Consider the following 25,082-nt stretch of genomic DNA (forward strand, 5'->3'; position numbering starts at 1 on the left):
TTCACTCGCCTCCGACCAGGCGGAAAGCCTGCGGCGCATGCTGGCGCCCCGCGCTACGCGCCGCGTTGCCGTGGTCGCAAGCGATGCCGGCGCCGGCGCCACCACGGTGGCGCTGGGCCTGGCCAACGCGCTCGCCCTGCAAGGCGAACGCGTGCTGCTCATCGACGAAGACCGCTTTGGCGCCCGCGCCACCGGCTTGCGGCGCCATGCCGGAAGGCACCCTGGCCGCCGTGCTTGGCGGCGCGGTGACGCTCGACGCCGCGCTCGGCAAGCGTCCCGCCGGCACCATCGCCGTACTGCCGGGCAGCCCCCAGGCCAATGGCGACCTGCAGTTGCTGAAGCCTTTTCGCACCGTGCTCAGCGATGCCCGCGCCGATGCCGATGGCGGCCTGTCGCAAATGGCCGGCGCGGCGCACAACCTCATCGTGGTGCTACGCGCGGAGCCGGCCTCGATCAAGGCGGCTTACGCTTGTATCAAGCAGCTCAATCACCTGTACGCCTGCCGGCGTTTCCACCTGGTGATCAATGCCGCCGCCGGGGACGCCGCCGCCAATGCGGTGCTGGGCAACCTGGCCCGCACCGCCAGCCAGTACCTTGGCGTGGAGGCAAGTCCCGCGGGCAGCCTGCCCAACGATCCGCTGGTTGAGCGCAGTACCGCATTGGGCCGTTGCGTGGTCGAGGCCTTCCCGGCCGCGCCCGCTACCGCCGCACTACGCCGAATTGCCACGGGCATTGCCAGCTGGCCAATGTCCGCCGATCTCCGTTCAACCCTGTCGGCACCGATGGCGCCGACGGCCACGGCCCTGGCGTAAGCGCCGGGACCTGCAAGCCAGGACTCACGAGAATTCCACCATGTATACGATTCAGGGAAAGCTCGAACAGACGGACACCGTGACGGCGCATGCGTCGCTGGTGCGTCGTATTGCCTTGCAACTGGCGGCCAAGCTGCCTGCCAGCGTGCAGCTCGACGACTTGATCCAGGCCGGCATGATCGGCCTGCTCGACGCCGCCAAGCGCTACGAAGACACGCACGGTGCGCGTTTCGAGACCTATGCCAGCCAGCGCATCCGCGGCGCCATGCTCGACGAGGTTCGCGCCAACGACTGGCAATCGCGCAGCCTGCGCCAGTTCACGCGACGGATCGAGCGCACCGTGCGCGGCCTGGAACAAACACTGGGCCGCGCGCCGCTCGATTCCGAAGTGGCGCAGGAGCTGGAGCTGCCGCTCGACGAATACCAGACGCTGCTCAACGAGGTCTATGGCTGCCAGTTGCTGCACTACGAAGACTTCGAGCGCTCCGGCGAAGAAGACTTCCTGGACCGGCACCTGAGCGTGAGCGATGACGGCAACCCGCTGACAGTGCTGATGGAAAGCGGCATGCGCGAAGCGCTGATCCGCGCCATCGAGCGCCTGCCCGAGCGGGAGAAGCTGGTGCTGTCGCTATGCTATGACCAGGAGCTGAACCTGCGGGAAATCGGCGCGGTGCTGGAAGTCACTGAGTCGCGTGTCTGCCAGATCCGTAGCCAGGCGATTACGCGGCTGCGTTCGCAGTTGCGCGGGTTGCTGTGAGCGGCTGGTTTCATCGCCTCGGCGTGGCCACGCTGGCTGTGGCGTGCTGCCCGGCACTGGCCTGGCCCGTCGGGCAGTCGCTGCATAGCTGGTCGGCCTCGGTGAACGGGCCGGCGCTGCATGGCAAGGGCTTTCGCACCGTCTCTGCCCCGATCTCGCCTACCGGCTATTTACCGCAGGCGCAAGGGGCGATTACCACGGTGCGGTGGCGCTATAGTTTCTCGCGTACGCCGCCAAATGAATTGCAGGCTTACCTTTGCAATGCACAGCGATGTGTGTTGCTTTCTGGGGCTGAGGGGCTGACCGACGCGTTTAGCGGGGACGATGCCGCCAAAGGCTTTGTGTTTGCTTTTCAGGTGCCGGGGAAGGGGGCGCTGATGCCGGTGTTGATTGGGCAGTCGAATGAGGTGACTGTCAGCTTTCGTTGATGGGGCGTTGGTGCCAGCCTCAACCACAACTTCAGCTTCAGCTTCAACTGCAGTTTCAACGGCAGCCGCAGTTTCATCGCTACTGCGCGGAGGCGACAACGAATCGCTGGTCTGCCTCTATCGCTCGCCCTGGTTTGCTCCCCTCCCGCGCGCAGCGTACGAGGGGCCCGGGGGGAGAGGGCGGGCACTCGCGGGAGCGAGATGCCACAAACTACCAAATCTCAGCCACTTGCCAGACTAACCCCTTGCGGTCCAGTCTGTGTACGCCCATCCGGCCCGTACAGCGTGGTGTTATCACCCCGCTGGCGCAACGCCAGAATCGCTTCCTCGGTGAACTCGAGATGCGCATCCACCACCGCGGCATTCAGCGCATTGGCATCGCTTGCAGTGCGGGCGGCAAACACCAGCGTGCGCCATGCAGCCTCCACGGACGGATCGATCTGCCGGCCGAACAACTGCCCGCCCGCGCCGGTGCGAATCCCCATCGCGCCCATCTGCGCTTCACGCGTGCGCGTCAGGGTGCCAAGCAGTTCCGCCAGTTCGACCTTGCGTGCCAGCAGCCCGGCCAGGGCCTGGTAATCGCCGGCCTTGATCAGGCTTCGTTCTTCGCCTAGCACGGCGGCGAATTCCTGCGCCAGCTCGGTCTCGCGGCGCAGGTTCTGGATCAGGGACTGGCTCATGGCTTGCCTATCTTAGGGTGAGGTTGGCTAAGTCAGGCGCCGCCGCTGAGTTCGCGCAGGGACGCGAGCAGGCCGTCGGCGATCTTGCTTGGGTCGATCTTGATGCGGCCTTCGGAGATGGCCTGGCGGATTTCCTCGACCTTGGCGGTATCGATATCGCCGTCATGGTCTTCCGCCATGCGCGCGCCGATCTCGCGCACCTGGGCAGACAGCGGGCTGCTGACGCGCACGCTGGACGTTTCCGGGGCGGCGGCCGATCCGGGGGCGCCGGCCACGCTGCGCACGGCGCCGTTGGCGTCGCTCGGCCTCGACGAGGTGGTCTGATTGATCTTCACGATGATTCCTTGCTGGGTACCTTTGGCTTATCGGATGCATCGGGCGAAACTTTAGGGCGAATTGCGGCGCCGCAATGCCGTTTTTCCAGCCCGGGAGCGCGCGTTATTGTCTCATGGGGAGGCCCATGAGACGGCTACGCAACCCCAAGGCGTCGCCGCCCCGATCCGTTATTGCGCAAGCACCACCGTATCGCCGTTGCGCACCAGCGCATTGACCACCTGACCGTTCTTGAGCCGCACCTGGACGTTGTTGCCCACCGCGGCTTCGGCCATGACCTTGCCTTCGCTGCTGAGCTGGAACGAGTCGCCTTCCACCACCACGGTCACGTTCTGACCTTGGCGTACGGCGATGGCCTTCTTCAGCAGATCCATCCGCATCGGCGAACCTGCGGCGATGCGGTTGGCCGCAACGGCCCCGGCCACCTGTGCGGGATCCGTCACCACCGCGCGTGGCAGCGATGCCAGGTCGCCCTGGCGGACTTCGAGGTCGGCCGCAACAATGGCCTCGCCGGGCATGAGGTTGCGCCCGGCCACATAGTAGTCCGCCACCACCGACACGCGCGCTTGCACATAACGGGTCCAGGGGCGCTCGCCGGCGCAGCGCACGCCGACCGAGACCCGGCCCCAGGGGGACGTGCCAGGCGGCAGGAACGGCTCGGGCAGCGGGCAATCCGGCGCGCGCCCGCCCGAGGGCGGCACCACCTGGATGCTGGCCTTGCCGGGCAGGCCGGCGGTCTGCTGCTCAAGGAACCGCTCGACCGCGGCGCGCACCGGGTCTTCGGGAAATGGCGAGGGCGGCGCCGCGCCGGCGCTGCCGGGCAGCGTGCCGCCAGCGGCCAGCACGCAGAGCAGGGCGCGCGCCGCGGCGGCCCGGAAACGAGGGTTCATGTGTACGTCCAAGCAAGGATGCGACGTGGGCCACACCGCGAAAGCGGGCGTCACGTGCGTGTCAACGGGTCCCATTGTAGGCAGCCCCGCGTTCTTGCTCGAGTCGAAATGCGCGGTTTTCTTGGCCCTATTCGTGCGATTGGCACGACGGGGCGCCCCTAAGATGGCACACCTGAAGAAGGTCGACCTTCGTTGCTCTCCCCCTCCAGCGAGACACAGACATGATTGACAGACTCGATGCGGCGTTGCGCTTCCAACAAGAAGCGCTGAGCTTGCGGACCCAAAGGCAATCGGTGATTGCCTCCAATATCGCCCACGCCGACACACCTGGCTACAAGGCGCGCGACTTTGATTTTTCCAGCACGCTGGCGCAAAGCGTCGAGCGCGGAAAGCAGGCCGAAGGCGTGTCGCTGTCCACTACCTCGGCGCGGCACCTGCCGGGCGTGGCATCGTCGTTCGCCGACAAGATGCAACTCGACTACCGCATCCCGATGCAGTCGAGCATCGATGGCAATACCGTCGAGATGGACACCGAGCGCGTCGCCTTTGCCGACAACGCGGTGCACTTCGAGTCCGGGCTGACCGTGATGAGCGCCAAGATCAAGACCATGCTGTCGGCCATCCAGCAGTGAGCACGCCATGCCAGCAATGAACATCTTCGAAGTCGCCGGTTCGGCCATGGCGGCGCAGTCGCAGCGCATGAACGTGACCGCGTCCAACCTGGCCAATGCCGACAGTGCCGTCGGCCCCAACGGCCAGCCTTACCGCGCCAAGCAAGTGGTGTTCGGCCTGGCCGCCACGCCGGGCCAGAACGACGTGGGCGGCGTGCAGGTGGAGGGCGTGATGGAAGATCCGTCACCCCCGCGCATGGTGCACAACCCCACGCATCCGCTGGCCAACGCCGACGGCTACGTCACGATGCCAAACGTCAACCCGGTGGAGGAGATGGTCAACATGATCTCGGCCTCGCGTTCCTACCAGGCCAACGTGGAAGTCCTCAACACCGCCAAGAACATGATGCTCAAGACACTGACCATCGGTCAGTAAAACCGGGATATGCAATGACCACGACTTCTGCCACTGGCGGCACCAGCGCCGCCGGGATCAACAATACCCTGCAAAGCGGCAGCGCCTCCGCTGCTGACCTGCAAAACAGCTTCCTGACGATGCTGGTCACGCAGATGAACAACCAGGATCCGCTCAACCCGATGGATAACTCGCAGCTGACTTCGCAGCTCGCGCAGATCAGCCAGGTTAGCGGCATGCAGACCTTGAACACCACGCTGAACTCGCTGCTCTCGCAGGTCAGTGCCAGCCGCGCGATGGATTCGGCGGCGCTGATCGGCCACACCGTGATGGTGCCGGGCAACGCCACGACGGTCGCTGGCGGCGTGCCGGGCCAGATCGGCGTCGACCTGCCGTCGACCGCCGACGCGGTCACCGTCCAGGTGCTCGACAAGGACGGCAACGTGGTGCGCAACATCAACATGAATGGCCAGACCGCCGGCGTGCACGACGTTGCCTGGGACGGCAAGAACGACGCAGGCGTCGCGGTTGCGGACGGCGATTACAGCTTCAAGGTCACCGCCACCGCCAACGGCAAGGATGTGGCGCCGGTCGCGCTGGTCTACGGCAAGGTAAACAGCATCAGTGGTGACTCCACAGGCGTGCTGGTCGACATCGGCGGCGGTCGCACCGCACCGGTCGACGGCGTTCGCCGCATTCTTTAATCACGTAGCCTCGCGAGAAGCGCCGGCAGGATTTCAGGTAATTAGGAGAAAATCATGGGTTTCGGTCAAGGGGTAAGCGGCATTAACGCCGCCGCATCGAATCTGGACGTCATCGGCAACAACATCGCCAACGCCAACACGGTCGGCTACAAGCAATCGACCGCGCAGTTCGCCGACGTGTACGCCGGCACCAAGATTGGCCTGGGCACGACCGTGAATTCGGTGGTGCAGTCGTTCAACCAGGGCAATATCGAATCGAGCGGCAATGCGCTCGATGTGGCCATTACCAATGGCAATGGATTCTTCCGCCTGACCGACTCCTCGGGCTCGGTCTTCTACTCGCGCAATGGCCAGTTCCAGCGCCAGCAGGACGGCAGCCTCACCAACGCCCAAGGCCTGAAGCTGACCGGCTACCCGGCTGGCACGACGGGCGGCGGCGCTGTGCAGCCGCAGCCGCTGGTGGTGCCGAATACGACGATGGCCGCCAAGGCGACGACCACCCTCGGCATCTCCTTCAACCTGAATTCCGGCAGCACGGTACCGACCACGCCGTTCGCCAGCACCCCGGCGGCGCTGCCCACGTCCAGCATGTTCAACTACAGCTCGGGCGTCACGGTCTATGACTCGCTGGGCAACGCCAAGCAGCTGACCGCGTACTTCTCCACGGGCACGCCCGGCGCGGGCACGTTCCCGGCAGCGGGTGGCGGCGGCACCGACTGGACGATGAACCTGACCGATGCGGCGGGCAACGTGGTTGGCGCGCCGATCACGCTCAAGTTCGACTCGAAGGGCACGCTGCAGGTGCCGGCCGCCGGCGCCTCCACCGCGATCAATATTCCCGCTGCCAATGGCGCGGCCCCCCTGGCTATCGCGATGGACCTGACCGGCACGACGCAGTTCGCCGGCGCCAACGATACCAAGCCGCCTGTGCAGAACGGCTATACCGCGGGCAGCCTGCTCGGCTTCGCGATCCAGCCGGATGGCACCATCCTTGGCAGCTACTCGAACCAGCAGACCCAGAATCTGGGCCAGGTCGTGATGGCCGGCTTCGGCAACGTGCAGGGGCTCAAGCCGGAGGGCAACAACGTGTGGTCCGCGACCGGCGCGTCAGGCCAGGCCGTGGTCGGCGCGGCCGGCGGCAGCCTTGGCACGCTCAAGTCCAATGCGGTGGAGGCGTCCAACGTGGATCTGTCCGGCCAGCTGGTCAGCCTGATCGTGGCGCAGCGCAACTACCAGGCCAATGCGCAGACCATCAAGGCGCAGGACACGGTCATGCAGACGCTGGTCAACCTGTAATGCGCGGCGTTGGCAAGACGAGCCGCAGCTAAGGGGACGCCATGGACCGCATGATCTATACCGCCCTGTCGGGGGCCAAGCAGACGCTCGACCAGCAGGCCGCGGTGTCCAACAACCTGGCCAATACGTCCACGCCGGGCTTTCGCGCGCAGGTCAATATGTTCCGCGCGGTACCGGTGGTGGGGCAAGCCTCGCCAACGCGTGCCTTCACGCTGGCTTCCACCCCTGGCGCCGACTTCAAGGCCGGCCCGCTGACGTACACCGAGCGTCCGCTGGACGTGGCGCTGCAGGGCAATGGCTGGCTGACGGTCCAGGCGCCAGACGGCACGGAAGCCTATACGCGCGCCGGTTCGCTGCAGGTGTCGGCGGACGGGCAGCTGGTCACCAGCACCGGCTTGCAGGTGATGGGCGATGGCGGCCCGATCTCCGTGCCGCCGGGCTCGGCGGTGACGATCGGCAGCGATGGCACGATCACCGCGCGCGGCCCCGGCGAGACCTCCGCGGGCCTGGCCCAGGTGGGCAAGCTGCGGCTGGTGAATCCGCCGCCCGATTCGATCGCCCGAGGCGACGACGGCCTGTTCCGGCTGCGCCCTGGCGCGCAGCCGCTGCAGGTTGATGCCAACATCCGCGTCATTTCCGGCGCGATCGAAGGCAGCAACGTCAACCCGGTCGAGGCGATGGTCGACATGATCGCCAACGCCCGCCGCTTCGAGATGCAGATGAAGATGATCCAGGGCGCTGACACCAACGATCAGCGCGCCAATCAACTGCTTTCGAATAACTGAACTTTGAATTGATGCGCTGCCGCGGCTCGCGGCAGCCTTGTGAGGACAAACATGATCCGCTCTCTCTGGATTGCCAAGACCGGCCTCGATGCGCAGCAGACGCAGATGGACGTGATCTCGAACAACCTGGCCAACGTCTCCACCAACGGCTTCAAGCGTGGGCGTGCCGTGTTCGAGGAACTGATGTACCAGACCATCCGCCAGCCCGGTGCGTTGTCGTCTGACCAGACCACCTTGCCGTCGGGCCTGCAACTGGGCACCGGCGTGCGCCCCGTGGCGACCGAGCGCATCCATACCCAGGGCAATCCGCAGCAGACCGGCAATAGCAAGGACGTGGCCGTGATCGGCCAGGGCTTCTTCCAGGTCACGATGCCCGACGGCACCACCGCCTATACGCGCGATGGCTCGTTCCAGACTGACCAGAACGGCCAGTTGGTGACGTCAAGCGGCTTCGTGATCCAGCCCGCCATTACCCTGCCGGCCAACTACACGTCGCTGACGGTCGCGCGTGACGGCGTGGTCTCGGTGACGCAACCCGGTTCGACAGCCAACGTGCAGGTCGGCCAGCTGCAGCTGGCTACTTTCGCGAACCCGGCCGGCCTGGAGAGCCTCGGCGAGAACCTGTACGTGCAGACCGATGCGTCGGGGGCGCCGAACACCACGGTGCCTGGCTTGAACGGCTCCGGCACGCTGCAGCAAAACTACGTCGAAGCGTCCAACGTCAACGTGGTCGAGGAGCTGGTCAGCATGATCCAGACCCAGCGCGCCTACGAAATCAACAGCAAGGCCGTGCAGACGTCCGACCAGATGCTGCAGCGACTCACCCAGCTGGGATGACCATGATTGCCTCGCTGACTCGCCTGGGCGCGCTTGCCCTTTGCTGCTTCGCGACAGGTTGCGCGATGATGCCGCGCGAGCCGCTGGTCCAGCTGCCCACCTCCGCGCGGGCAGAGCCGCGCGCGCTGGCGCCGGCGAGCGGATCGATCTACCAGTCGTCGTACGCGGGCAATCCGTTGTTCGAGGATCGCCGGCCGCGCAATGTGGGCGACATCCTCACCATCGTGATCAGCGAGAACGTCAACGCCAGCAAGAACTCCGGCACCAACGCCAGCCGCACGTCCAACAGCGCGCTGGCCTTCGATGCCGTGCCGCGGGCGCTTGGCGGGCTGTTCAGCAGCGCCCAGAACGCGACCATGAGCGGCGCCAATGCGCTCAAGGCCAGCGGCGGCGCCAGCGCCACCAACACGTTCAACGGCACCATCACCGTGACCGTGCTGGAGGTGCTGGCCAACGGCAACCTCATCGTCTCCGGCGAGAAGCAGATGGCGATCAACCAGGGCGCGGAATACATCCGCTTCTCCGGGGTGGTCAATCCGCGCACGATCACCGGCGACAACGCGGTGCCGTCCACGCAGGTGGCGGACGCACGCATCGAGTACACCGCCAAGGGCTATATCGACGAAACGCAGAACATGGGCTGGCTGCAGCGTTTCTTCCTTAATCCTTAATGTTTCACCGTATTGATCACCGACCGCGTCATGTCCCTGTCTTCGTTCCCCGCCTTGCGCTGCCGCTTCGTCCGCGCTCTCTTCCTGGCGCTGACGCTGGGCCTGCTAGCGGGCGCGTCGCACGCGAACGGCTGAAGAACCTGGCCAATTTCCAGGGCGTGCGCGACAACCCGCTGGTGGGCTACGGCCTGGTGGTGGGGCTGGATAACACCGGCGACCAGACCATGCAGACGCCGTTCACCACGCAGAGCCTGACCAACATGCTCTCGCAGCTCGGCATCACCCTGCCGGCCGGCAAGAACATGCAGCTCAAGAACGTGGCGGCGGTGATGGTCACGGCCACGCTGCCGCCGTTCGCGCGGCCCGGCAGCCAGCTCGACGTGGTGGTGTCCTCGATGGGTAACGCCAAGAGCCTGAGGGGCGGCACCTTGCTGATGACGCCCTCAAGGGCGCCGACGGCCAGGTCTACGCGATCGCGCAAGGCAACATGCTGGTGGGCGGCGCGGGCGCGTCGGCCAACGGCAGCAAGGTGCAGGTCAACCAGCTGGCGGTGGGCCGCATCGCCAACGGTGGTATCGTGGAACGCGCGGTGCCGGCGTTCCAGCCCGAAGGCGGCATCCTGAACCTGGAGCTGCGCGAAACCGACTACGGCACGGCCGAGCGCGTTGTCGAGGCGATCAATCGCGCGATGGGCGGCGGCGTAGCCAGCGCGCTGGACGGCCGGGTGGTACAGGTGCGCACGCCCGCGGCCCCGAGCGCGCGGGTGGGCTTCATGGCCCGTATCGAAAATATCGAAGTCACGCGCGCCAAGGCCGCGGCCAAGGTCATCCTGAACGCGCGTACCGGCTCGATCGTGATGAACCAGGCTGTCACCGTGGACGACTGCGCGGTGGCGCATGGCAATCTGTCGGTGGTGATCAACACCCAACCGGTGATCAGCCAGCCGGCACCCTTCAGTGGTGGCCAGACGGTGGTGGCGCCGGTGTCGCAGATCAATATGAAGCAAGAGGGCGGCGCGCTGCAGATGGTCAAGGCCGGCGCCTCGCTGGCCGCGGTGGTCAAGGGCCTGAACGCGCTGGGCGCGACGCCTGCCGACCTGCAGACCATTCTTGAAGCCATGCGTGCCGCCGGCGCGCTGCGCGCCGACCTCGAGATCATCTGATCATGTCAGCCAGCCGCGTGGCCGCACAGGCCGAACTCTCGCAACGCTTTGCCCTGGATACGCAGGGCTTCGAGGGCCTCAAGCAAAGTGCGCGTAACGGGGCCACCCCGGAAACCCTGCGTACCGCCGCGCGCCAGTTCGAGGCGGTGTTCACGCAGATGGTGCTCAAGAGCATGCGCGACGCCACGCCGCAGGATGGCCTGTTCGACAACGAGCAGACCAAGCTGTACATGTCGATGATGGACCAGCAGCTGTCCCAGCAGATGTCCTCGCGCGGCATCGGCCTGGCCGACGTGATGGTGCGCCAGCTCGCGCGTGCCAGCGGCGCGGGCCTGCCGCCCGAGCTCGCCGGCGCGGCCGCGAACAGGCCGCCGTGCAGGCGGGCATGGACGATGCGGCCCCCGGGCTTGCAAGCAAGCTGTACATGCGCAACGGTGACGCGGACATCCCGCGTGCGGGCAGCGTCGTGGCCGGCACCAGCTGGAACCCCACGGCGGGCTTGCGCCAATACCAGTCGCAGGACACGGGCGCCTGGCAGGGCGGCAACGCCGTGCTGCCGGAAGACACGCCCGCCCACATCAGCGCCTTCGTTTCCCGCATGGCGGGGCCGGCGCAATCCGCGGCCCGCGCCACCGGCGTGCCGGCCAAGCTGATCCTGGGCCAGGCGGCGCTCGAATCCGGCTGGGGCCGGCGCGAGATTGCCTACCCGGACGGCAGCACCACCTTCAATGTCTTCGGCATCAAGGCGGGCGCCAACTGGAAGGGCCAGGTCGCGGAAATCACCACCACCGAATATGTCGATGGCCAGCCGCAGAAGGTGCGCGCGCGCTTCCGCGCCTACGGCTCGTACGATGAAGCCTTTGCCGACTACGGCCGCTTGCTGAGCAACAACCCGCGCTACGCCGAGGTATTGGCCGCGGCCACGCCGGACGATGCGGCGCGGGGCCTGCAGCGGGCCGGTTACGCAACGGATCCGGCCTATGGCGAGAAGCTGGTCCGGATCATGCGAAAAGTGCCTGTCTGAGCGCATGCCGCATCCGGGCGGGGAGCACGCCCGCCGGACGTAAATTGTCGGCGTCGCGCACTAAAGTCTCCTTGTACTTCTGCCGTTACTTACATCATTCACCGCCGTTCATGTCCGGCAGCGGCGAACCGGCATCGAAGGTCCCGCGAGAAGCGGCCACGGTGCACGGATCGCCAGGTCAGGCACACGGCAGCCACCAGATGCGGGGTTAGAGCATGTCTCTCTTCAATATCGGACTTTCCGGCCTGAACACGGCGCAGAACGCGTTGACGACGGTTGGCCACAATATCAGTAACGCCGCCACGCCTGGCTATACACGGCAGAACACCCTCATCGCGTCCGCGGGTGGCCAGTACACCAGCAGCGGCTTCTATGGCCAGGGCTCCAACACGACCTCGGTGGTTCGCGCCTATGACGAGTTCCTGACCGGCCAGCTGCGCAATGCGCAGTCCGCCAGCGCCCAACTCTCGACGTACTCCGACCAGATCAGCCAGATCGACAACCTGCTGGCCGACCAGAAGGGTGGCATCGCACCGCTGATGCAGAAGTTCTTCGCCGCCGTGCAAGGTGTATCGGACACGCCGGCCGATCCGGCCGCGCGCCAGAACATGATCAATGCCGGGCAATCGCTCACCGGCCAGATGCGCGCCGCCAATTCCTATTTCCAGCAGTTGCGCGACGGCGTCAATACCCAGGTGCAGAGCTCGGTCACGCAGATCAACGCCTACTCCCAGCAGCTTGCCAAGCTTAACGATCAGATCACGCGCGCCACCGCGGCCGGCGGCGGTCAGCCGCCCAACGACCTGCTTGACCAGCGTGACCAGCTGGTCTCGCAGCTGACCCAGTTGGTAGGCGTCAAGGTAGTGCCGCAAGACAATACCTATAACGTGTTCGTCGGCAACGGCCAGCCCCTGGTGATGGGCTCGAACTCCTATGACCTGAAGGCTGTGCAATCGTCGGCCGACCCGTCGCGCACCACGGTCGCATACACGCAAGCCAACGGCAACGTGACCGAGATGGACGAAAGCACCCTCACGGGCGGCTCCCTCGGCGGTTTGCTCAAGTTCCGGACGGAGTCGCTGGATTCCGCGCAGAATGCCATCGGACGGCTGTCGGTGACGCTGGCCCAGACCTTCAACGACCAGCATAAGCTCGGCGTGGACCTGACCGGCCAGATCGGCGGCAACCTGTTCAAGCTCGGCACCCCCGTCACGCTGCCCAAGAGCTCCAATACCGGTACCTCGCTGGTGTCGACCAGCATCAGCAACACGTCCCTGCTGACCACCAGCGACTACACGCTGACCTACGACGGCACCAACTACTCGCTCACGCGCATGTCCGACAACAAGGTCGTGGCTACGCAGGCGGGCGCCGCCGCCACCTATCCGCTGACGCTGTCGGCGGACGGCGTGAATGTCAAGATCCCCACGGCGATGTCAGCCAATGATTCCTACCAGATCCAGCCGACCCGCAACGTGGCGGCGGCAATGGACATGGCCATCAGCGATCCCGCCAAGATTGCTGCCGCGGGCCCGCTGCGCGCCAGCGCAGGCACCACCAACACCGGTACGGGCACGGCCAAGGTGAGCAACGTGGCGCAAGGCTTCAGCCTGCCCGCCACCGCGATCACGGCTACTTACAACGGCGTCAACTATGTCTTCACCGATGCGAGCGGCGCTGCGGTAGTCCCCACCAGCGGCCCGACCCCCAATGGCACGGCGACGGACTACTCGTTCAACGGCGTTACGGTCAGTTTCGACGGCGCCCCCAAGAACGGCGACAGCTTCACGCTGGCCCCCAACCTGAACGGCGTATCCGATAACGGCAACGCGCTGACGCTGGCCAAGCTGCAAACCACCAAGACCATCGGCGGCGTGTCGAGCTACAACGACGCCTTCGCGCAGCTGGTCAACGATGTCGGCAGCCGCGCAAAGTCAGTCCAGATCGCGTCGACGTCGCAGGACAGCGTCACTACCCAGGTGACGACGGCGCAGCAGAGCATCTCGGGCGTGAACATGGATGAGGAAACCGTCTCCATGCTGCGCTTCCAGCAGCTCTACCAGGCGAACGCCAAGGTCATCCAGACCGCCACCACGCTGTTCGACACCATCATCGGTATCGGCCGCTGATCGCTTCTGAAGACCCGGATCATCTAAAGGAACTGACATGCGCGTTGCAAGCTCCACGCTCTACCAACTCGGCCTGGCTTCCATGAACAGCCAGCAAGGCTCGTTGCTGCACGTGCAGCAACAGCTCGGCACCGGCCGCCGTATCCTGACCCCGTCCGACGACCCGGTGGGCGCCACTCGGGCGCTGGTGGTCTCGCAGTCCAGCGCCGTCAACGACCAGTACGCCACTTCCCGCAAGCAAGCCAACACCAACCTGTCGCTGGAACTGGGCTCGCTCAACAGCGTGGTCACCACCGTCCAGAACATCCAGACGCTGGTGGTGCAAGCCGGCAACGGCACCATGAGCGATGCCGACCGCACCTCGGTCGCCTCTTCGCTGCAAGACGCATACAACCAGCTGCTCGGCCTCTCCAACGCCGACAACGGCAACGGCCAGTTCCTGTTCGCGGGCTATCAGTCGTCCACGCCGCCGTTCGCGAAGAACGGCAGCGGCGCGGTGGTCTACGGGGGCGATACCGGCCAGCAACTGTTGCAGGTCGACGTGGCCCGCCAGATGCCCACCAACGACAATGGCAACGCGATCTTCATGAGCGTGCAGTCCACCGCCACGTACGTCGCCTCCTCGCCCAGCGCCAATACCGGCACCGCGGAATTCAGCGCGATCTCGGTGACAGATCCGACCAACGCGCTGTACGGCCACAGCCTCTCGCTCAATTTCGCCACCAATGCCGTCACCGGCAAGATGCAGTACCAAGTGATGGACCAGAGCGCAGCGCCGCCGGCCGCCGTCGGTGCCCCGGTGGATTATGTGGATGGCGCAGGCATCTCGGTCGGCGGGCTCTCGCTGTCGATCAAGGGCACGCCCAAGGATGGCGATGTCGTCAACCTGCAACCCGCGAAGCAAGCCGGCACGGACATCTTCGCCAACCTGCAGAGCGTCATCAACGCCTTGAAGCAGCCGCAGGTCACCGACAACGACCGCGCCACGCTGGCCAACGCACTGTCCACGGCAAACCGCCAGATGGCCAACTCGCTGGACAACGTCAGCACGGTGCAGACCTCCGTCGGCTCGCGCATGAATGAGCTCGATGCGCTCGATACCATTGGCACCAACCGCGGGTTGAACTACACCCAGACGCTGTCGGGCCTGCAAGACCTGGATTACTACTCGGCCATGACCGAGTACTACCAGCGCCAGACTTCGCTGCAGGCGGCGCAGCAATCGTTTATGCAGATTCAAGGGATGAATCTGTTCAAGTATCTGGGGTAGGCGCTGGATCCCGGCGCATAGGGAAATAGTGTGCCGGTCGATCAAAGATTGGGAAGTTGCTATCGAAAGGGCGGGAAGAACTGCTCAACTCCCCGGAAACCCCGGCCCGGGACGGCTTCCCAATCTTTAGGTTAGCATCGGCTGCCTGTATATTCTTCCGGCGCTGGGAAATCACTTCCCGATCACAAAAGAGTGTGCGGCTGGAACAACGTAGCCACCTCTAATCTAGCAAGCGGTTCAGGTCAGGAAACGCTCCCCCTTCACCGTGCGTGCTGACAGTGCGAGGGGCATGCATCAAGGATCCCCACTGCCTCGTCATGAGGTGGTCGACTGGAAAGTGTCGGCGGGGCCTTGGAACTTGGACGAGAACCTGCGAATCAAGTAGCGTTCCGGTCCTGTTCCAAGCCATGCTGGTGCCCTGCCACGTCCTGGCCAGGTCTTGCCGGTCGGCGCGCACCTCGGCTATCTGCGCTTCGAGAGCCTCCCTTTGGGCCTACAGTTCCACGTAGGTTGCCATTTCGTTCTCCCATAATTTCTCTGTCACCGAAGCGAGGAATTTGAGGCGCCCGCCTCCAGCCCGATCCGAGGGTGCCAGCCGGCCAGCGCTGCTCTATCGCAGCCGTGTCAAAGGCCAGCCACTTCTACGACGTTCACCTCGAAAGCAGTAACGATCCTTTCGAGCGCAAGATTCGCCGTTCCGGTTTCACTGCGAGAGACGTGGTTGTGGTCAAGTCAGACCCGGTCACACGACGCAGGCCGTGTAGACATCTTATGACGCGCCCAAAGCCGCGCGCAGTTGTCCATCTGTGCAGGCAGTGCTACTGCATTGAATTGGCAGCGCTATACCACCGTAGGAGGCACGCGCTGCGGATGAAAAGATGGCCATTACCTGCAAGACCATCTCCGTTTTTTCGTACAAAATCAATCATCAAAATATTTGAATGAAATATCCATGAATTGGCCAATTCCCACATGGGGAGCTCTCGTATAGTTCAGTACATGGCGGCGCGAAAACAATAATCCTGCCACGTAAAGTTCAACCAATTTCAACGAGATAGCCGATACCATGTCCAATTCGAAACTTGAAGTGCTGACCCCGCAAAACAGCCAGCTGATCTTCATCGACCACCAGCCGCAAATGGCCTTCGGCGTGCAGTCGATGGACCGCCAGGCCATGAAGAACAACGTGGTGGGCCTGGCCAAGGCTGCCAGGATCTTCAACATCCCCACCACCATCACCACGGTGGAGAGCGAATCGTTCTCTGGTTTCACCTACCCGGAACTGCTGGACGTGTTCCCCGGCCAGCCGACGCTGGAACGCACCTCGATGAACTCTTGGGATGACCAGAAGGTACGCGATGCGCTGGCCGCCAACGGCCGCAAGAAGATCATCGTGGCCGGCCTGTGGACCGAGGTCTGCAACACCACCTTCGCGCTCTGCGCGATGCATGACAGCGACTACGAGATCTACATGGTGGCCGATGCTTCCGGCGGCACCAGCAAGGAAGCGCACGACTACGCCATGCAGCGCATGGTGCAGGCCGGCGTGGTGCCGGTGACCTGGCAGCAGGTGCTGCTGGAATGGCAGCGCGACTGGGCCCACCGCGACAGCTATGACGCGGTGATGAAGCTGGTCAAGGAGCACTCGGGCGCCTACGGCATGGGCGTGGACTACGCCTATACCATGGTGCACAAGGCCGCGCAGCGCACGGCCACGCCGCACGAATCCATTGCCCCGGTGCCGGCCCGCTGAGCCGTGCTGCCGTGCCGGTCAGCCAGCCGGCATGCCGCCCATGATGCGCCTGCCCAGCGTGATGCCCCACTGGGCCAGGCGCGTATCGGCGGCCCACTGGCTTCGATCCCATAGCGCGAGCGCGTCGTCGATGCCCTCGCCGGTCTGCAGCGCGCGTGCCAGGGCCACGGCATTGGCTGCCGCCTTGCCCGCGCCTGCGCCCGTATGTGGACGTGCCACGAAGGCGGCGTCGCCTAGCAGCACAGCGCGGCCAAAACGCATGCGCGGCGCCGAGTAGTCCTGGATCAGTTGCAGGAAGGGATCGGGGGTCGATGTGACCAGACTCGCGAACACGGGCGCGAGTCTGTCCGCCGCCTCGTGCTGCAGCGCCCTGGCATCGGCATCCTTGACCGCGCCCGGGGGCAGCGAATGCGTGTGCTGGCGGCCATGGCGATCCAGCAGCACCGCCGCCAGCGGTTCTCCGGCGGGCAGGGCGCGGTACCAGACCCAGTTCAGGCGCCGTTCGTTGCGCCGGGCCGATCCGTCCTCGCCAGGAATCAGGTAGGTCAGCATCTGGTGTCGCGGCCCGTTCTGGAAGGCGAAGGCATCGACCAGCAGCGACCTGGCCTGCTCGCCCAGCGCTGTCTCGGGCAACACGCCACGCCAGGCGACGTAGCCGGCGTAGGCGGGTGCATCGCCGGGCAGCAACGTCTGGCGCACCGTGGACAATGGCCCGTCGGCGCCGACCAGCAGATCCGCGCGCTCGGTGCGGCCGGAGGCAAAGCTCGCCGTGACATGATCGGCCTCGCGGGCCAGCGCGACTAGTTCCTCGCCGGCATGGATCGTGTCCGGATCGAGTGCGCCTTTCATCAGGGCATATAGCCCGTTCCAGGCGATCTGCGTCTGCGGCATGTAGACGCGGCGAACGGCACCCTCGCGGTCCAGGAAGATGCGGTCCTTCGACGGCACGCCGAACCCTGGCGGATGCGCGACCCCGGCGAAGGCCAGCGCGTCGAGCACGCCGGGCTGCAGCACGAGCCCGCCGCCGCGGCTGTCGAGCTGCTGCGGCGAGCGCTCGAAGACGTCGACATCCCAGCCGATGGCGCGCAGGCAGATGGCGGTAAAGAGCCCGCCGAGCGAGCCGCCGATGACGATGGCGCGGTTGGGTCTGGTCGTGGGCATGGTGGGCATGATGGTCATGGCGTTGAGGTTCGGGGGCCGGGCCGCGCTCAGCGCCCGGGCCATGGCACGCTACGCGCTACGGCGCGATTTCCCTGCGCAGCCGCTCGCCGCCCAGCGGCATGTCGCGCAGGCGCTTGCCGGTGGCATCGAACAGGGCATTGCCGATGGCGCCCGCGGTGGGCCCCATCGCCGCTTCGGCCACGCCCAGGAACGGCGTGCCGGGGCGGTCGATCAGGTGCACGTTGATGGTGGCGGGCACGGCGGAGAAGCGCATGATTGGATAGGCACTCCAGTCGAAGCTGCCGATGCCGCCGGTGTCGAAGCGCAACGCCTCGTACAGCGTCCAGCTCGCGGACTGCAGGATGCCGCCCTCGATCTGGTTGCGCACGCCATCCGGACTGACGATCTGCCCGCAATCGACGGCCACCTCGGCATGCTCGAGACGCACCAGGCCCGTGTCGCGCACCACCGAAATCTCCAGCGCGATCGCCACGTAGCCCATCAGGTTCTTGTACCTGGCGAACGCGAAGCCGACGCCGCGGCCGGGCTTGCGGCCGCGCCTGGGCCAGCCGAATCTGGTTGCGGCGAGCTGGATGACGTCGCGCGCGCGCTGGTCTTCCATATGCCGCAGCCGGAACGCCACGGGGTCGGTGTTGGCCGCGGCAGCCAACTCGTCCATGAAGCTCTCGATCGCGAAGACGTTCATGTGCGCGCCCAGCGAGCGCATCGCCGAGGTCCGCAGCGGCATGGTCGGCGAGAAGTGATTGACGATGTGCGAGGCCGGGAGCCTGTAGAGCGGAATCGCGTTGCGGTCGCCGCCGCCCTCAGGTTGCAGCATCGGGACCGAGGGCGCGGGCGCGAAGGGCCTGGCCAACTGGGTGGCTGGCAGCAGCCGGCCCGCGTTGACCACGCGCTCGTTATGCGAGCTGCTCCACAGCGCGTAGTCCCAGTCGACGATATGGCCGCCGGCATCGAGCGAGGCCTTGACCTCGGTGACCATGGCTGGCGTGTAGTGGTCCCACAGGTTCTCCTGGTCGCGCATCCATTGCACGCGCACTGGCTGTGCGGGCAGGGCGCGGGCCAGATAGGCCGCGTGCGCCGCGGCGTCGTCCGCGCCGTTGTGCCCGTAGCAGCCCGATCCTTCCATGTGGATGCAGCGCAGCTTGTCCTTGGGCATCGACAGCATCTCGGCCAGGCCGTCGCGCAGCGGGTAGACGCCCTGGGAGTGGGTCCATACGGTCAGCACGCCATCCTGCATCTGCGCCACGGCGCACGAGGGGCCGATCGATCCGTGCATCAGGTAGTGCTTGGAATAGGTGGCGGCCAGCGTCCTGGCGCCCGCCGCCACAGCGCCCCGCGTGTTGGCGATCTCGATGTGCTGCGTGGAGATCTGCTTGAGCTGCGCGATCACGTCGGCGGGGCGGGGCAGCGCACGTCCCTTGCTCCAGCGGCAAGCGGCGCCGAGCACGCGCTGAGCCAGTACCGCCTGCCATTCCCCCCTGGCCACCACGGCGAGCAAGCTGCCGTCGCGCACGACGGCGATCACGCCGGGCATGGACTTGACCGCGGTGTCGTCGACCGACAGCAGGGTGGCGTCATAGGCAGGCGGCAGCACCACGCGCGCATGCACCATGCCCGGCATGGCCAGGTCCTGGACGTAGCTCGGCTTGCCGCTGACTTTGCCGGGAATGTCCAGCCGCGGCATCGACGTGCCGATCACGGAGAACGACTTCGGGTCGCGCAGCGGCGAGGCGGGTGTTGCCGTGCGGTGCAGGTCAACCACGGGCAACAGTTCGCCGAACGACAGCGAGCGCCCGTCGGGGGCCGTGATGCGTGCATTGGCGATCGTCAGCGACGCCGCATCGACACGCAACTGCCGCGCGGCGGCGCCCGTCAGCAGCCCGCGCACCTGGGCCGCGGCGTTGAGCAGGGCGCTACCGCTATCGGCCATGGTGTGGCTGCCGGCAGTCAGCCCTTCGTCCGGCGAGCGGCCGGTATCGGCGCTCAGGAAGGTGATCAGCGCGGGCGCCATCTGCAGTTCTTCCGCCGCCACCTGGAGCAGCGCGGTGCGCACGCCGGTGCCCAGCTCGACCTTGCCGGTGTACACCGTGACCTGGTTATTGGGCGCGATCTTGATCCAGGCGTCGAGATAGGGGTTGGTCTTCAGGCTGCCCGCCAGCGCCTGGTATTGCCGCGCGATCTGCACGGCCGCGCCCTCGTCGGCCAGCACGGTCTGCGCCATGGCCTCGCGGCCCGGCAGCAGCGTGAAGCCCACCACCAGCGAGCCCGAGACCAGGAAGGCGCGGCGGCCCAGGTCGATGTGGTCGTCATGGCTGCTCATCGTGCCCCCTCCTTGTTGCCCTCGGCCTTGACCCCGCCCGGGCGCGCGGCGCCGGGCGTGCCGGCCACGGCGCGGATGGCCGCCAGGATGCGCATATGGGTGCCGCACCGGCACAGGTTGGGCTCCATGTGCGCGCGCAGCTCGGCGTCGGTGGGATGGGCGTTGACCTCCAGCAGGGCTTGCGCACGCATGATCATGCCGGCGATGCAGTAGCCGCACTGCGCCGCCTGGTGGTCAATGAACGCCTTCTGCAAGGGGCCCGGCCTGTCGGCGGCACCCAGGCTTTCGATGGTGCGCACCGGCCGCCTGCCAATCGATGCCACCGGCATCAGGCACGAAAACACCGGGCGGTCGCCGACGATGACGGTGCAGGCGCCGCACTGGCCCAGGCCGCAGCCGAACTTGGCGCCGTGCAGGTGCAGCTCGCCGCGCAGGGCATAGAGAAGCGGCGTGGACGGATCGATGTCCAACTCGTGGCTGGCGCCGTTGACGGTGAGCTTGATCATCTCGATTCGTTCCCTTTCCTGAGTGTAGCGACGGTGTCCTGCACACCGGCCCACGGTGGCTGCCGGGCGTAGGTGGCACGCAGGTAGGCCGCCAGGTCGGCAAGCTGCTGGTCGTCGAAGGCCTGTGCGAATGCTGGCATGTAGTGCATGGCGTCCTCGCCGTTCCACGCCACGCCTTGCAACATCATCTGGATGGCATTGCGCGGCGTGCCGGCTTGGAGCGCGGAACTGCTGGCGAGGCTGGGGCGGGCACCCACGCTCTGCATCGGCGCACCGGTGCCATGGCAGGCGGCGCACGCCCCGCTGAAGAGCGCCGCGCCGCGCGCGATGGCGGAAGGGTTTGCCACGGCCGCCGAGACCGGCATCACGGTGGGCGCGGGTGCCGGCTTGTGCAGCGACATCAGATAGGTCGCGATGGCATCGACGTCCGCCTCGGGCACGGTGGCCAACTCGAGCGTGACCGGCAGCATTGGGCCGGCTGCCGCGCCATGCGCGCCGGAGACGCCGGTGCGCAGGTAGGTCGCTAGCTGCGCCTTGGTCCAGGGCACGGGCCCGCCCGCCAGGCGGTTCAGCGGCGGCGCTTCCCAGTTGTCCACCTCGCCGCCGTCGAAGGCGCGGCCCAGTTTTTCCCCGCCGATCGCATTGAGCGGCGAGTGGCAGGCGGCGCAGTGGCCAAGTCCGTCCACCAGCAGGCGGCCGCGGTTCCAGGCTTCATCCTGCGCGGGATCGTGTTGCGTTTCGCCGGGCCGCAGGAACAGCACGTTCCAGAAGGCGACCAGAGGCCGGAAGTTGAGCGGGAAGATCAATGCGTTGGCGGGCGGATTGGTGAAGTGGATGTACGGAAACGCCGGATAGAGCTGGTGGCCGTCGCGTGCGATGCCGCGCCGCATGGCGCGCGCGAAGGCCTCCAGCGACCAGCTGCCGATGCCGGTTTGCGCATCGGGCGTGATGTTGGTGGAGTAGATCGTGCCAAACGGCGTGACCAGTGGCAGGCCGCCGGCAAAGGGCTGGCCGCCCCTGGCCGTATGGCATACCGCGCAGTCGCCGAGCGCGACCACGCGGGCGCCCTCCAGCGTCAGCGCCCGGTCGAAGGACGAGGGCGCCGGCGCGGCGATCGGCGCGATGGCCGGCTCCCACATGATGCAGGCGGCAGCTACCAGGGCAACGGCGGCCGCCCCAGCTGCCGCGAAAAGGACGGGCCGTCGTTTCATGCCTGGCCTGCCGGGAGGAAATGCCGGTTCATGGCGGGAATCCTTGTATCGATGGGGCCCGCGGCTCGCATCCCATGCATCGGGACCTTGGCAGCGGCGGGACGGCACTGCCCAGCTCGCATGGTAGGAGTCGTGCTGGCCGGCAACAATCAGACGAGTGGTCTGCGGCGCTCAGACCAAAGTATGAGCAGGTGGCGCGATGGCGCTACGCCGCGCAGCGGCAGGCGGCCGGCCTGGCCGAGCACGCCGGCCGCCTGCCGTCCACCCGCATTCACGCCGCCACCGGATAGTCGGTGTAGCCCCCGGCACCGCCGCCGAAGAAGGACGAGGCATCGGGCGTGTTCAACGGCAGGCCGCCGCGCAGCCGGGCGGGCAGATCGGGATTGGCGATGAACGGGCGGCCGAAGATGAACGGGCGGCCGAAGGCGATGATGTCGGCGCGGCCGCTGGCGAGCGCGTGCTCGGCGCTGTCGCGCCCGTAGCCGCCCGCCAGCATCAGCACGCCGTGGAAGGCCGCGCGCAGTTGCTGGATGATCGCGTCCCAGCGGGGATCGGCGTGCTCCTCCTTGACGGTGCCGACCATGGCCGGCTCGACCAGGTGCAGGTAGGCCAGGCCCCGGGTATCGAGCTGGCGCACCGATGTAGCCGAAGGTCTCTTCAGGCGATGCATCCCCCATGCCCATGAAGCGCCCCATGGGCGTCAGCCGCACGGCAACGCGCGCGGGCCCGACCTCCGCCGCGATCGCGTCCACCACCTCAAGCAGCAGCCGTGCCCGGTTCTCGATGCTGCCGCCGTAGGCGTCGTCGCGCTGGTTGCTGTTGGAGTTGATGAACTGGTCGAGCAGGTAGCCGTTGCCGGCGTGGATCTCCACGCCGTCCATGCCCGCGGCCATGGCGTTGCGGGCGGCATCCCGGTAGTCGGACACGATGGCGCGGATGCCGTCGAGGGTCAGCGCCTGGGGCACGGGTACGTCGCCCCAGGCGCCGTTGCCCTGCGCGTCGATGATGAAGGTCTTGCCGGGGACGGGCAGGGCGCTGGGCGCCACCGGCAGCGCGCCGCCGGGCTGGAACACCGGGTGCGAAACGCGGCCGACGTGCCACAGCTGCAGGAAGATGATGCCGCCCTGGTCATGCACGGCGTCGCTGACGGCCTGCCATCCCTGGATTTGCGCTGGACTATGGATGCCCGGCGTCCAGGCGTAGCCCTGGCCCTGCTGCGAGATCTGCGTGGCTTCGCTGATGATCAGCGCCGCGCCGGCACGCTGCCGGTAGTACTCGACATTCAAGTCGGTGGGCACGTTGCCGGGCTGGCCAGCACGCGAGCGCGTCAGCGGCGCCATCGCAACGCGATGCGCCAGGGTATGGTTGCCGAGGCGAATGGGGGTGAAGAGATGGTGGGTCACGGTGGTTCTCCGTCAGGTGCGATGGGTCGGTCGGCGGCAGCAGGCTTGCCTTTGCGCCGCGCTGGCTGTCTCGGGAAGAGATGACCTGAAGAGTAGACGCCAACCCATCGGTGGAGAATCGGGTCGCCGCGCAACGTTGCGTTGCGCTGGCGGCAAGGGGCGGGGGGCGGGGACTGGACGGGGGACGGGGCGTCAGCCGCCCGCTTCGCCCCCGCCGGTCGGACCAGGAATCCGCGAGAGAAACTCGAGGAAGGCGGCGATGCGCCGCGAGCCGCGCTGGTTGGGCAGGTAGAGCGCGGTGATGGCCGAGCTGGCGCGGTTGGGGTTGACGGTCCAGTCGTCCAGGATGGCGGTCAGGCGCCCGCTCTGTATATCCTCGTCGACCAGCCAATCGGGCAGCAGGGCGATGCCGGCGTCGGCCAGCGCCAGTTCGCGCAGCACTTCGGCGTTGTTGCTCTTGAAGGTGCCCGGAACGGGCACCTGGATTTCCTCGGTGCCGCGCCGCAAGGTCCACAACTGCTGGCCCGCGCCGTAGGTGAAGCGCAGGCACGCGTGCCCGGCCAGCTCTGCTGGCGCGGTGGGGATGCCGCGCTGCTGCAGATAGCCCGGGCTTGCCACCACCCTGCGCCGGAACGTACCGATCCGACGCGCCACCACTTCGTCGAGCGACGCGGCACTGCCCAGGCGCACGGATAGATCGATGCGTTCGCCGAGCAGGTCGACAATCTCGTCGGTCAGCGTTACCTCCAGTTCCAGCTTCGGGTACTGCGCAATCAGGCTGCCGAGGAACGGCGCGATGCAGCGGCGCCCGAACGCCACCGGCAGCGACACGCGCAGCTGGCCCACCGGCGTATCGCCGCGGTCGGCGATCAGCGCGTCAGCTTCCGCCACCGCATCGAGGATCTTGCGCGCCCGCTGGTAGTAGGCAGCGCCGGCTTCGGACACCGTCACCTGCCGGGTCGACCGGTTCAGCAGCACGGTGCCCAGCTCCTCCTCCAGGCCGTCCATCATGCGGGTCACGGATGACGTGGCCAGGTTGACCCGGCGCGCAGCCGAGGAGAACCCCTTGGCGTCGACCGTCTCGACGAACAGCTTCAAAGCCAGCAGCTTGTCCATGGGTAAGACTCCAGCGGTAAGGGCGGCGTTTATCCTCGCAGGGACTCCGTTGCCGGCTTGTCGGGCGCGCGCAGGGAACGCATGACGGCAGGCGCGCCGTGGAGAAACATGTCTACCTTGCGGCGGATCACGGCGCTGACGTCCGAGGGCACCTTGAGGCCGTAGACCCATTTGCGCACGCCGAGATAGAAGATGGCCGCGTGCAGGCCCCAGATCATCTCGACCTCGGCCTCCAGCTCCGCGGCGTTGCGCGGCTCCGGGATGCCGTACTCAGCACGCACCTCGGCCAGCACGGGCAGGAAGACGTTGCTGCGCAGCTTGTTGAGGTACTTGTTGTTGATGCCTTCGCGCGTGAGGCCGGCAAAGATGAAGACCCGGATCCATTCCTCGCGCAGGATCACCGAGGCGTAGTCGAGGTAGAACGCATACAGCCGTTCGGTCAGCGGCGTGGCACGATCGGCGATCTGGCGCTCCCAGTCGGGCCGCCACTGGAACACTTCGCTGTAGACGCGATCGATCAGCGCCTCCTTGCTGGCGAAGTAGCGGTACAGCAAGGGTTGGGTGACGCCGATCTGCTTGGCGAGATCGCGGGTGCTGCCGGAGAAGCCGTTACGCGTGAAGTGTTCGATGGCCTTCTGCACGATCTGCTGCTCCCGCTCTTCGGGGAGCAGCCGTTTTCCGGTCTTGGCCGGTGCATCGTTCCCGGGCGGCGTTGCGTCTCGTTTCATTCGTTCACCTGTGGCAGGCACGCCCCGTGCGGGGCGTTTGCGGCATTGTACCAATCGGG

The 25,082-nt window shown here is 66.5% G+C and carries 23 protein-coding genes and 4 pseudogenes; 15 read left to right on the forward strand and 12 right to left on the reverse strand.

Annotated elements, in window-relative coordinates:
* Position 1 precedes the first annotated feature (1 nt).
* Positions 2 to 208 (reverse strand): hypothetical protein, encoded by a 207-nt coding sequence (locus OR16_RS47900; RefSeq protein ID WP_006162647.1) that lies wholly within the window; start codon positions 206 to 208, stop codon positions 2 to 4.
* On the opposite strand from OR16_RS47900, the gene OR16_RS31170 reads away from it, so the two are divergent.
* The 3 genes from OR16_RS31170 to OR16_RS31180 are packed head-to-tail and all read left to right on the forward strand — an operon-like array spanning position 207 to position 1,997.
* The gene (locus tag OR16_RS31170; protein ID WP_006162648.1) at positions 207 to 812 is read left to right on the forward strand and encodes a MinD/ParA family ATP-binding protein; all 606 of its coding nucleotides are present in this window, start codon (positions 207 to 209) and stop codon (positions 810 to 812) included. The genes OR16_RS47900 and OR16_RS31170 overlap by 2 nt on opposite strands.
* A gap of 40 nt (positions 813 to 852) precedes the next feature.
* Complete coding sequence (locus OR16_RS31175; RefSeq protein WP_006162649.1) at positions 853 to 1,569, forward strand: RNA polymerase sigma factor FliA; 717 nt, start codon at positions 853 to 855, stop codon at positions 1,567 to 1,569.
* A 32-nt stretch (positions 1,570 to 1,601) separates the two neighbouring features.
* Positions 1,602 to 1,997 (forward strand): flagellar protein FlhE, encoded by a 396-nt coding sequence (locus OR16_RS31180; RefSeq protein WP_423739698.1) that lies wholly within the window; start codon positions 1,602 to 1,604, stop codon positions 1,995 to 1,997.
* 221 nt (positions 1,998 to 2,218) lie between these two features.
* On the opposite strand, the gene OR16_RS31185 is transcribed toward OR16_RS31180, so the two are convergent.
* The 3 genes from OR16_RS31185 to flgA all read right to left on the reverse strand — a co-directional run bounded on the left by OR16_RS31185 (position 2,219) and on the right by flgA (position 3,900).
* Positions 2,219 to 2,677 carry a flagella synthesis protein FlgN gene (locus OR16_RS31185; RefSeq protein ID WP_006162651.1) on the reverse strand — a complete coding sequence of 153 codons (459 nt, stop codon included), beginning with the start codon at positions 2,675 to 2,677 and terminating at the stop codon, positions 2,219 to 2,221.
* A 32-nt stretch (positions 2,678 to 2,709) separates the two neighbouring features.
* Positions 2,710 to 3,012 (reverse strand): flagellar biosynthesis anti-sigma factor FlgM, encoded by a 303-nt coding sequence (gene flgM / locus OR16_RS31190; RefSeq protein WP_006162652.1) that lies wholly within the window; start codon positions 3,010 to 3,012, stop codon positions 2,710 to 2,712.
* A gap of 168 nt (positions 3,013 to 3,180) precedes the next feature.
* Positions 3,181 to 3,900, reverse strand: a complete 720-nt coding sequence (gene flgA, locus OR16_RS31195) for a flagellar basal body P-ring formation chaperone FlgA (protein WP_006162653.1) — start codon at positions 3,898 to 3,900, stop codon at positions 3,181 to 3,183.
* 221 nt (positions 3,901 to 4,121) lie between these two features.
* Between flgA and flgB the strand changes: the two genes are divergently transcribed.
* The 11 genes and pseudogenes from flgB to flgL all read left to right on the forward strand — a co-directional run bounded on the left by flgB (position 4,122) and on the right by flgL (position 14,804).
* On the forward strand, positions 4,122 to 4,532 hold the full coding sequence (flgB, locus tag OR16_RS31200) for a flagellar basal body rod protein FlgB (RefSeq protein WP_006162654.1): 411 nt from the start codon (positions 4,122 to 4,124) through the stop codon (positions 4,530 to 4,532).
* 7 nt (positions 4,533 to 4,539) lie between these two features.
* Positions 4,540 to 4,947: a flagellar basal body rod protein FlgC gene (flgC, locus tag OR16_RS31205; RefSeq protein WP_006162655.1), complete on the forward strand. Its 408-nt coding sequence runs from the start codon at positions 4,540 to 4,542 to the stop codon at positions 4,945 to 4,947.
* Positions 4,948 to 4,961: 14 nt separating this feature from the next.
* Complete coding sequence (locus OR16_RS31210) at positions 4,962 to 5,630, forward strand: flagellar hook assembly protein FlgD (protein ID WP_006162656.1); 669 nt, start codon at positions 4,962 to 4,964, stop codon at positions 5,628 to 5,630.
* A gap of 54 nt (positions 5,631 to 5,684) precedes the next feature.
* On the forward strand, positions 5,685 to 6,926 hold the full coding sequence (gene flgE / locus OR16_RS31215; RefSeq protein ID WP_006162657.1) for a flagellar hook protein FlgE: 1,242 nt from the start codon (positions 5,685 to 5,687) through the stop codon (positions 6,924 to 6,926).
* A gap of 41 nt (positions 6,927 to 6,967) precedes the next feature.
* Complete coding sequence (flgF, locus tag OR16_RS31220) at positions 6,968 to 7,711, forward strand: flagellar basal-body rod protein FlgF (RefSeq protein ID WP_006162658.1); 744 nt, start codon at positions 6,968 to 6,970, stop codon at positions 7,709 to 7,711.
* A gap of 51 nt (positions 7,712 to 7,762) precedes the next feature.
* Positions 7,763 to 8,548 carry a flagellar basal-body rod protein FlgG gene (gene flgG / locus OR16_RS31225; protein WP_006162659.1) on the forward strand — a complete coding sequence of 262 codons (786 nt, stop codon included), beginning with the start codon at positions 7,763 to 7,765 and terminating at the stop codon, positions 8,546 to 8,548.
* Positions 8,545 to 9,219: a flagellar basal body L-ring protein FlgH gene (gene flgH, locus OR16_RS31230; RefSeq protein WP_006162660.1), complete on the forward strand. Its 675-nt coding sequence runs from the start codon at positions 8,545 to 8,547 to the stop codon at positions 9,217 to 9,219. Before flgG ends, flgH begins: the two co-directional genes overlap by 4 nt.
* Positions 9,219 to 10,381, forward strand: a pseudogene (locus OR16_RS31235) (flagellar basal body P-ring protein FlgI). The gene flgH and the pseudogene OR16_RS31235 overlap by 1 nt, the downstream one beginning before the upstream one ends.
* Positions 10,382 to 10,383: 2 nt before the next feature.
* Positions 10,384 to 11,405: pseudogene (gene flgJ / locus OR16_RS43170) on the forward strand (flagellar assembly peptidoglycan hydrolase FlgJ).
* Positions 11,406 to 11,620: 215 nt separating this feature from the next.
* Positions 11,621 to 13,534 carry a flagellar hook-associated protein FlgK gene (flgK, locus tag OR16_RS31245; RefSeq protein ID WP_006162662.1) on the forward strand — a complete coding sequence of 638 codons (1,914 nt, stop codon included), beginning with the start codon at positions 11,621 to 11,623 and terminating at the stop codon, positions 13,532 to 13,534.
* 37 nt (positions 13,535 to 13,571) lie between these two features.
* Positions 13,572 to 14,804 carry a flagellar hook-associated protein FlgL gene (gene flgL, locus OR16_RS31250; RefSeq protein WP_006162663.1) on the forward strand — a complete coding sequence of 411 codons (1,233 nt, stop codon included), beginning with the start codon at positions 13,572 to 13,574 and terminating at the stop codon, positions 14,802 to 14,804.
* Between the two features lie 315 nt (positions 14,805 to 15,119).
* On the opposite strand, the pseudogene OR16_RS48515 reads toward flgL, so the two are convergent.
* Positions 15,120 to 15,230, reverse strand: a pseudogene (locus tag OR16_RS48515) (hypothetical protein); the annotation flags it as partial.
* A gap of 640 nt (positions 15,231 to 15,870) precedes the next feature.
* Between OR16_RS48515 and OR16_RS31255 the strand changes: the two are divergent.
* Complete coding sequence (locus OR16_RS31255; protein WP_006162664.1) at positions 15,871 to 16,557, forward strand: hydrolase; 687 nt, start codon at positions 15,871 to 15,873, stop codon at positions 16,555 to 16,557.
* A gap of 18 nt (positions 16,558 to 16,575) precedes the next feature.
* Here OR16_RS31255 and OR16_RS31260 read toward each other — a convergent pair whose 3' ends face one another.
* The 7 genes and pseudogenes from OR16_RS31260 to OR16_RS31290 all read right to left on the reverse strand — a co-directional run bounded on the left by OR16_RS31260 (position 16,576) and on the right by OR16_RS31290 (position 25,023).
* Entirely contained in the window at positions 16,576 to 17,736 is a 1,161-nt protein-coding gene (locus OR16_RS31260) for an FAD binding domain-containing protein (protein ID WP_006162665.1), read from the reverse strand.
* Positions 17,737 to 17,794: 58 nt separating this feature from the next.
* On the reverse strand, positions 17,795 to 20,059 hold the full coding sequence (locus OR16_RS31265; protein WP_006162666.1) for a xanthine dehydrogenase family protein molybdopterin-binding subunit: 2,265 nt from the start codon (positions 20,057 to 20,059) through the stop codon (positions 17,795 to 17,797).
* Positions 20,056 to 20,565 carry a (2Fe-2S)-binding protein gene (locus OR16_RS31270; protein WP_006162667.1) on the reverse strand — a complete coding sequence of 170 codons (510 nt, stop codon included), beginning with the start codon at positions 20,563 to 20,565 and terminating at the stop codon, positions 20,056 to 20,058. Before OR16_RS31270 ends, OR16_RS31265 begins: the two co-directional genes overlap by 4 nt.
* Positions 20,562 to 21,776, reverse strand: a complete 1,215-nt coding sequence (locus OR16_RS31275) for a c-type cytochrome (RefSeq protein WP_006162668.1) — start codon at positions 21,774 to 21,776, stop codon at positions 20,562 to 20,564. The genes OR16_RS31270 and OR16_RS31275 overlap by 4 nt, the downstream gene beginning before the upstream one ends.
* A gap of 271 nt (positions 21,777 to 22,047) precedes the next feature.
* Positions 22,048 to 23,179 (reverse strand): annotated as a pseudogene (locus OR16_RS31280) (alkene reductase).
* 192 nt (positions 23,180 to 23,371) lie between these two features.
* Positions 23,372 to 24,295, reverse strand: coding sequence for a LysR family transcriptional regulator (locus OR16_RS31285; RefSeq protein WP_006162670.1), 924 nt, complete (start codon positions 24,293 to 24,295; stop codon positions 23,372 to 23,374).
* Positions 24,296 to 24,324: 29 nt separating this feature from the next.
* On the reverse strand, positions 24,325 to 25,023 hold the full coding sequence (locus OR16_RS31290; RefSeq protein ID WP_006162671.1) for a TetR/AcrR family transcriptional regulator: 699 nt from the start codon (positions 25,021 to 25,023) through the stop codon (positions 24,325 to 24,327).
* Positions 25,024 to 25,082 lie beyond the last annotated feature (59 nt).

Source organism: Cupriavidus basilensis OR16, assembly GCF_000243095.1.
In the GTDB taxonomy this organism is placed as follows: Bacteria; Pseudomonadota; Gammaproteobacteria; order Burkholderiales; family Burkholderiaceae; genus Cupriavidus; species Cupriavidus basilensis_D.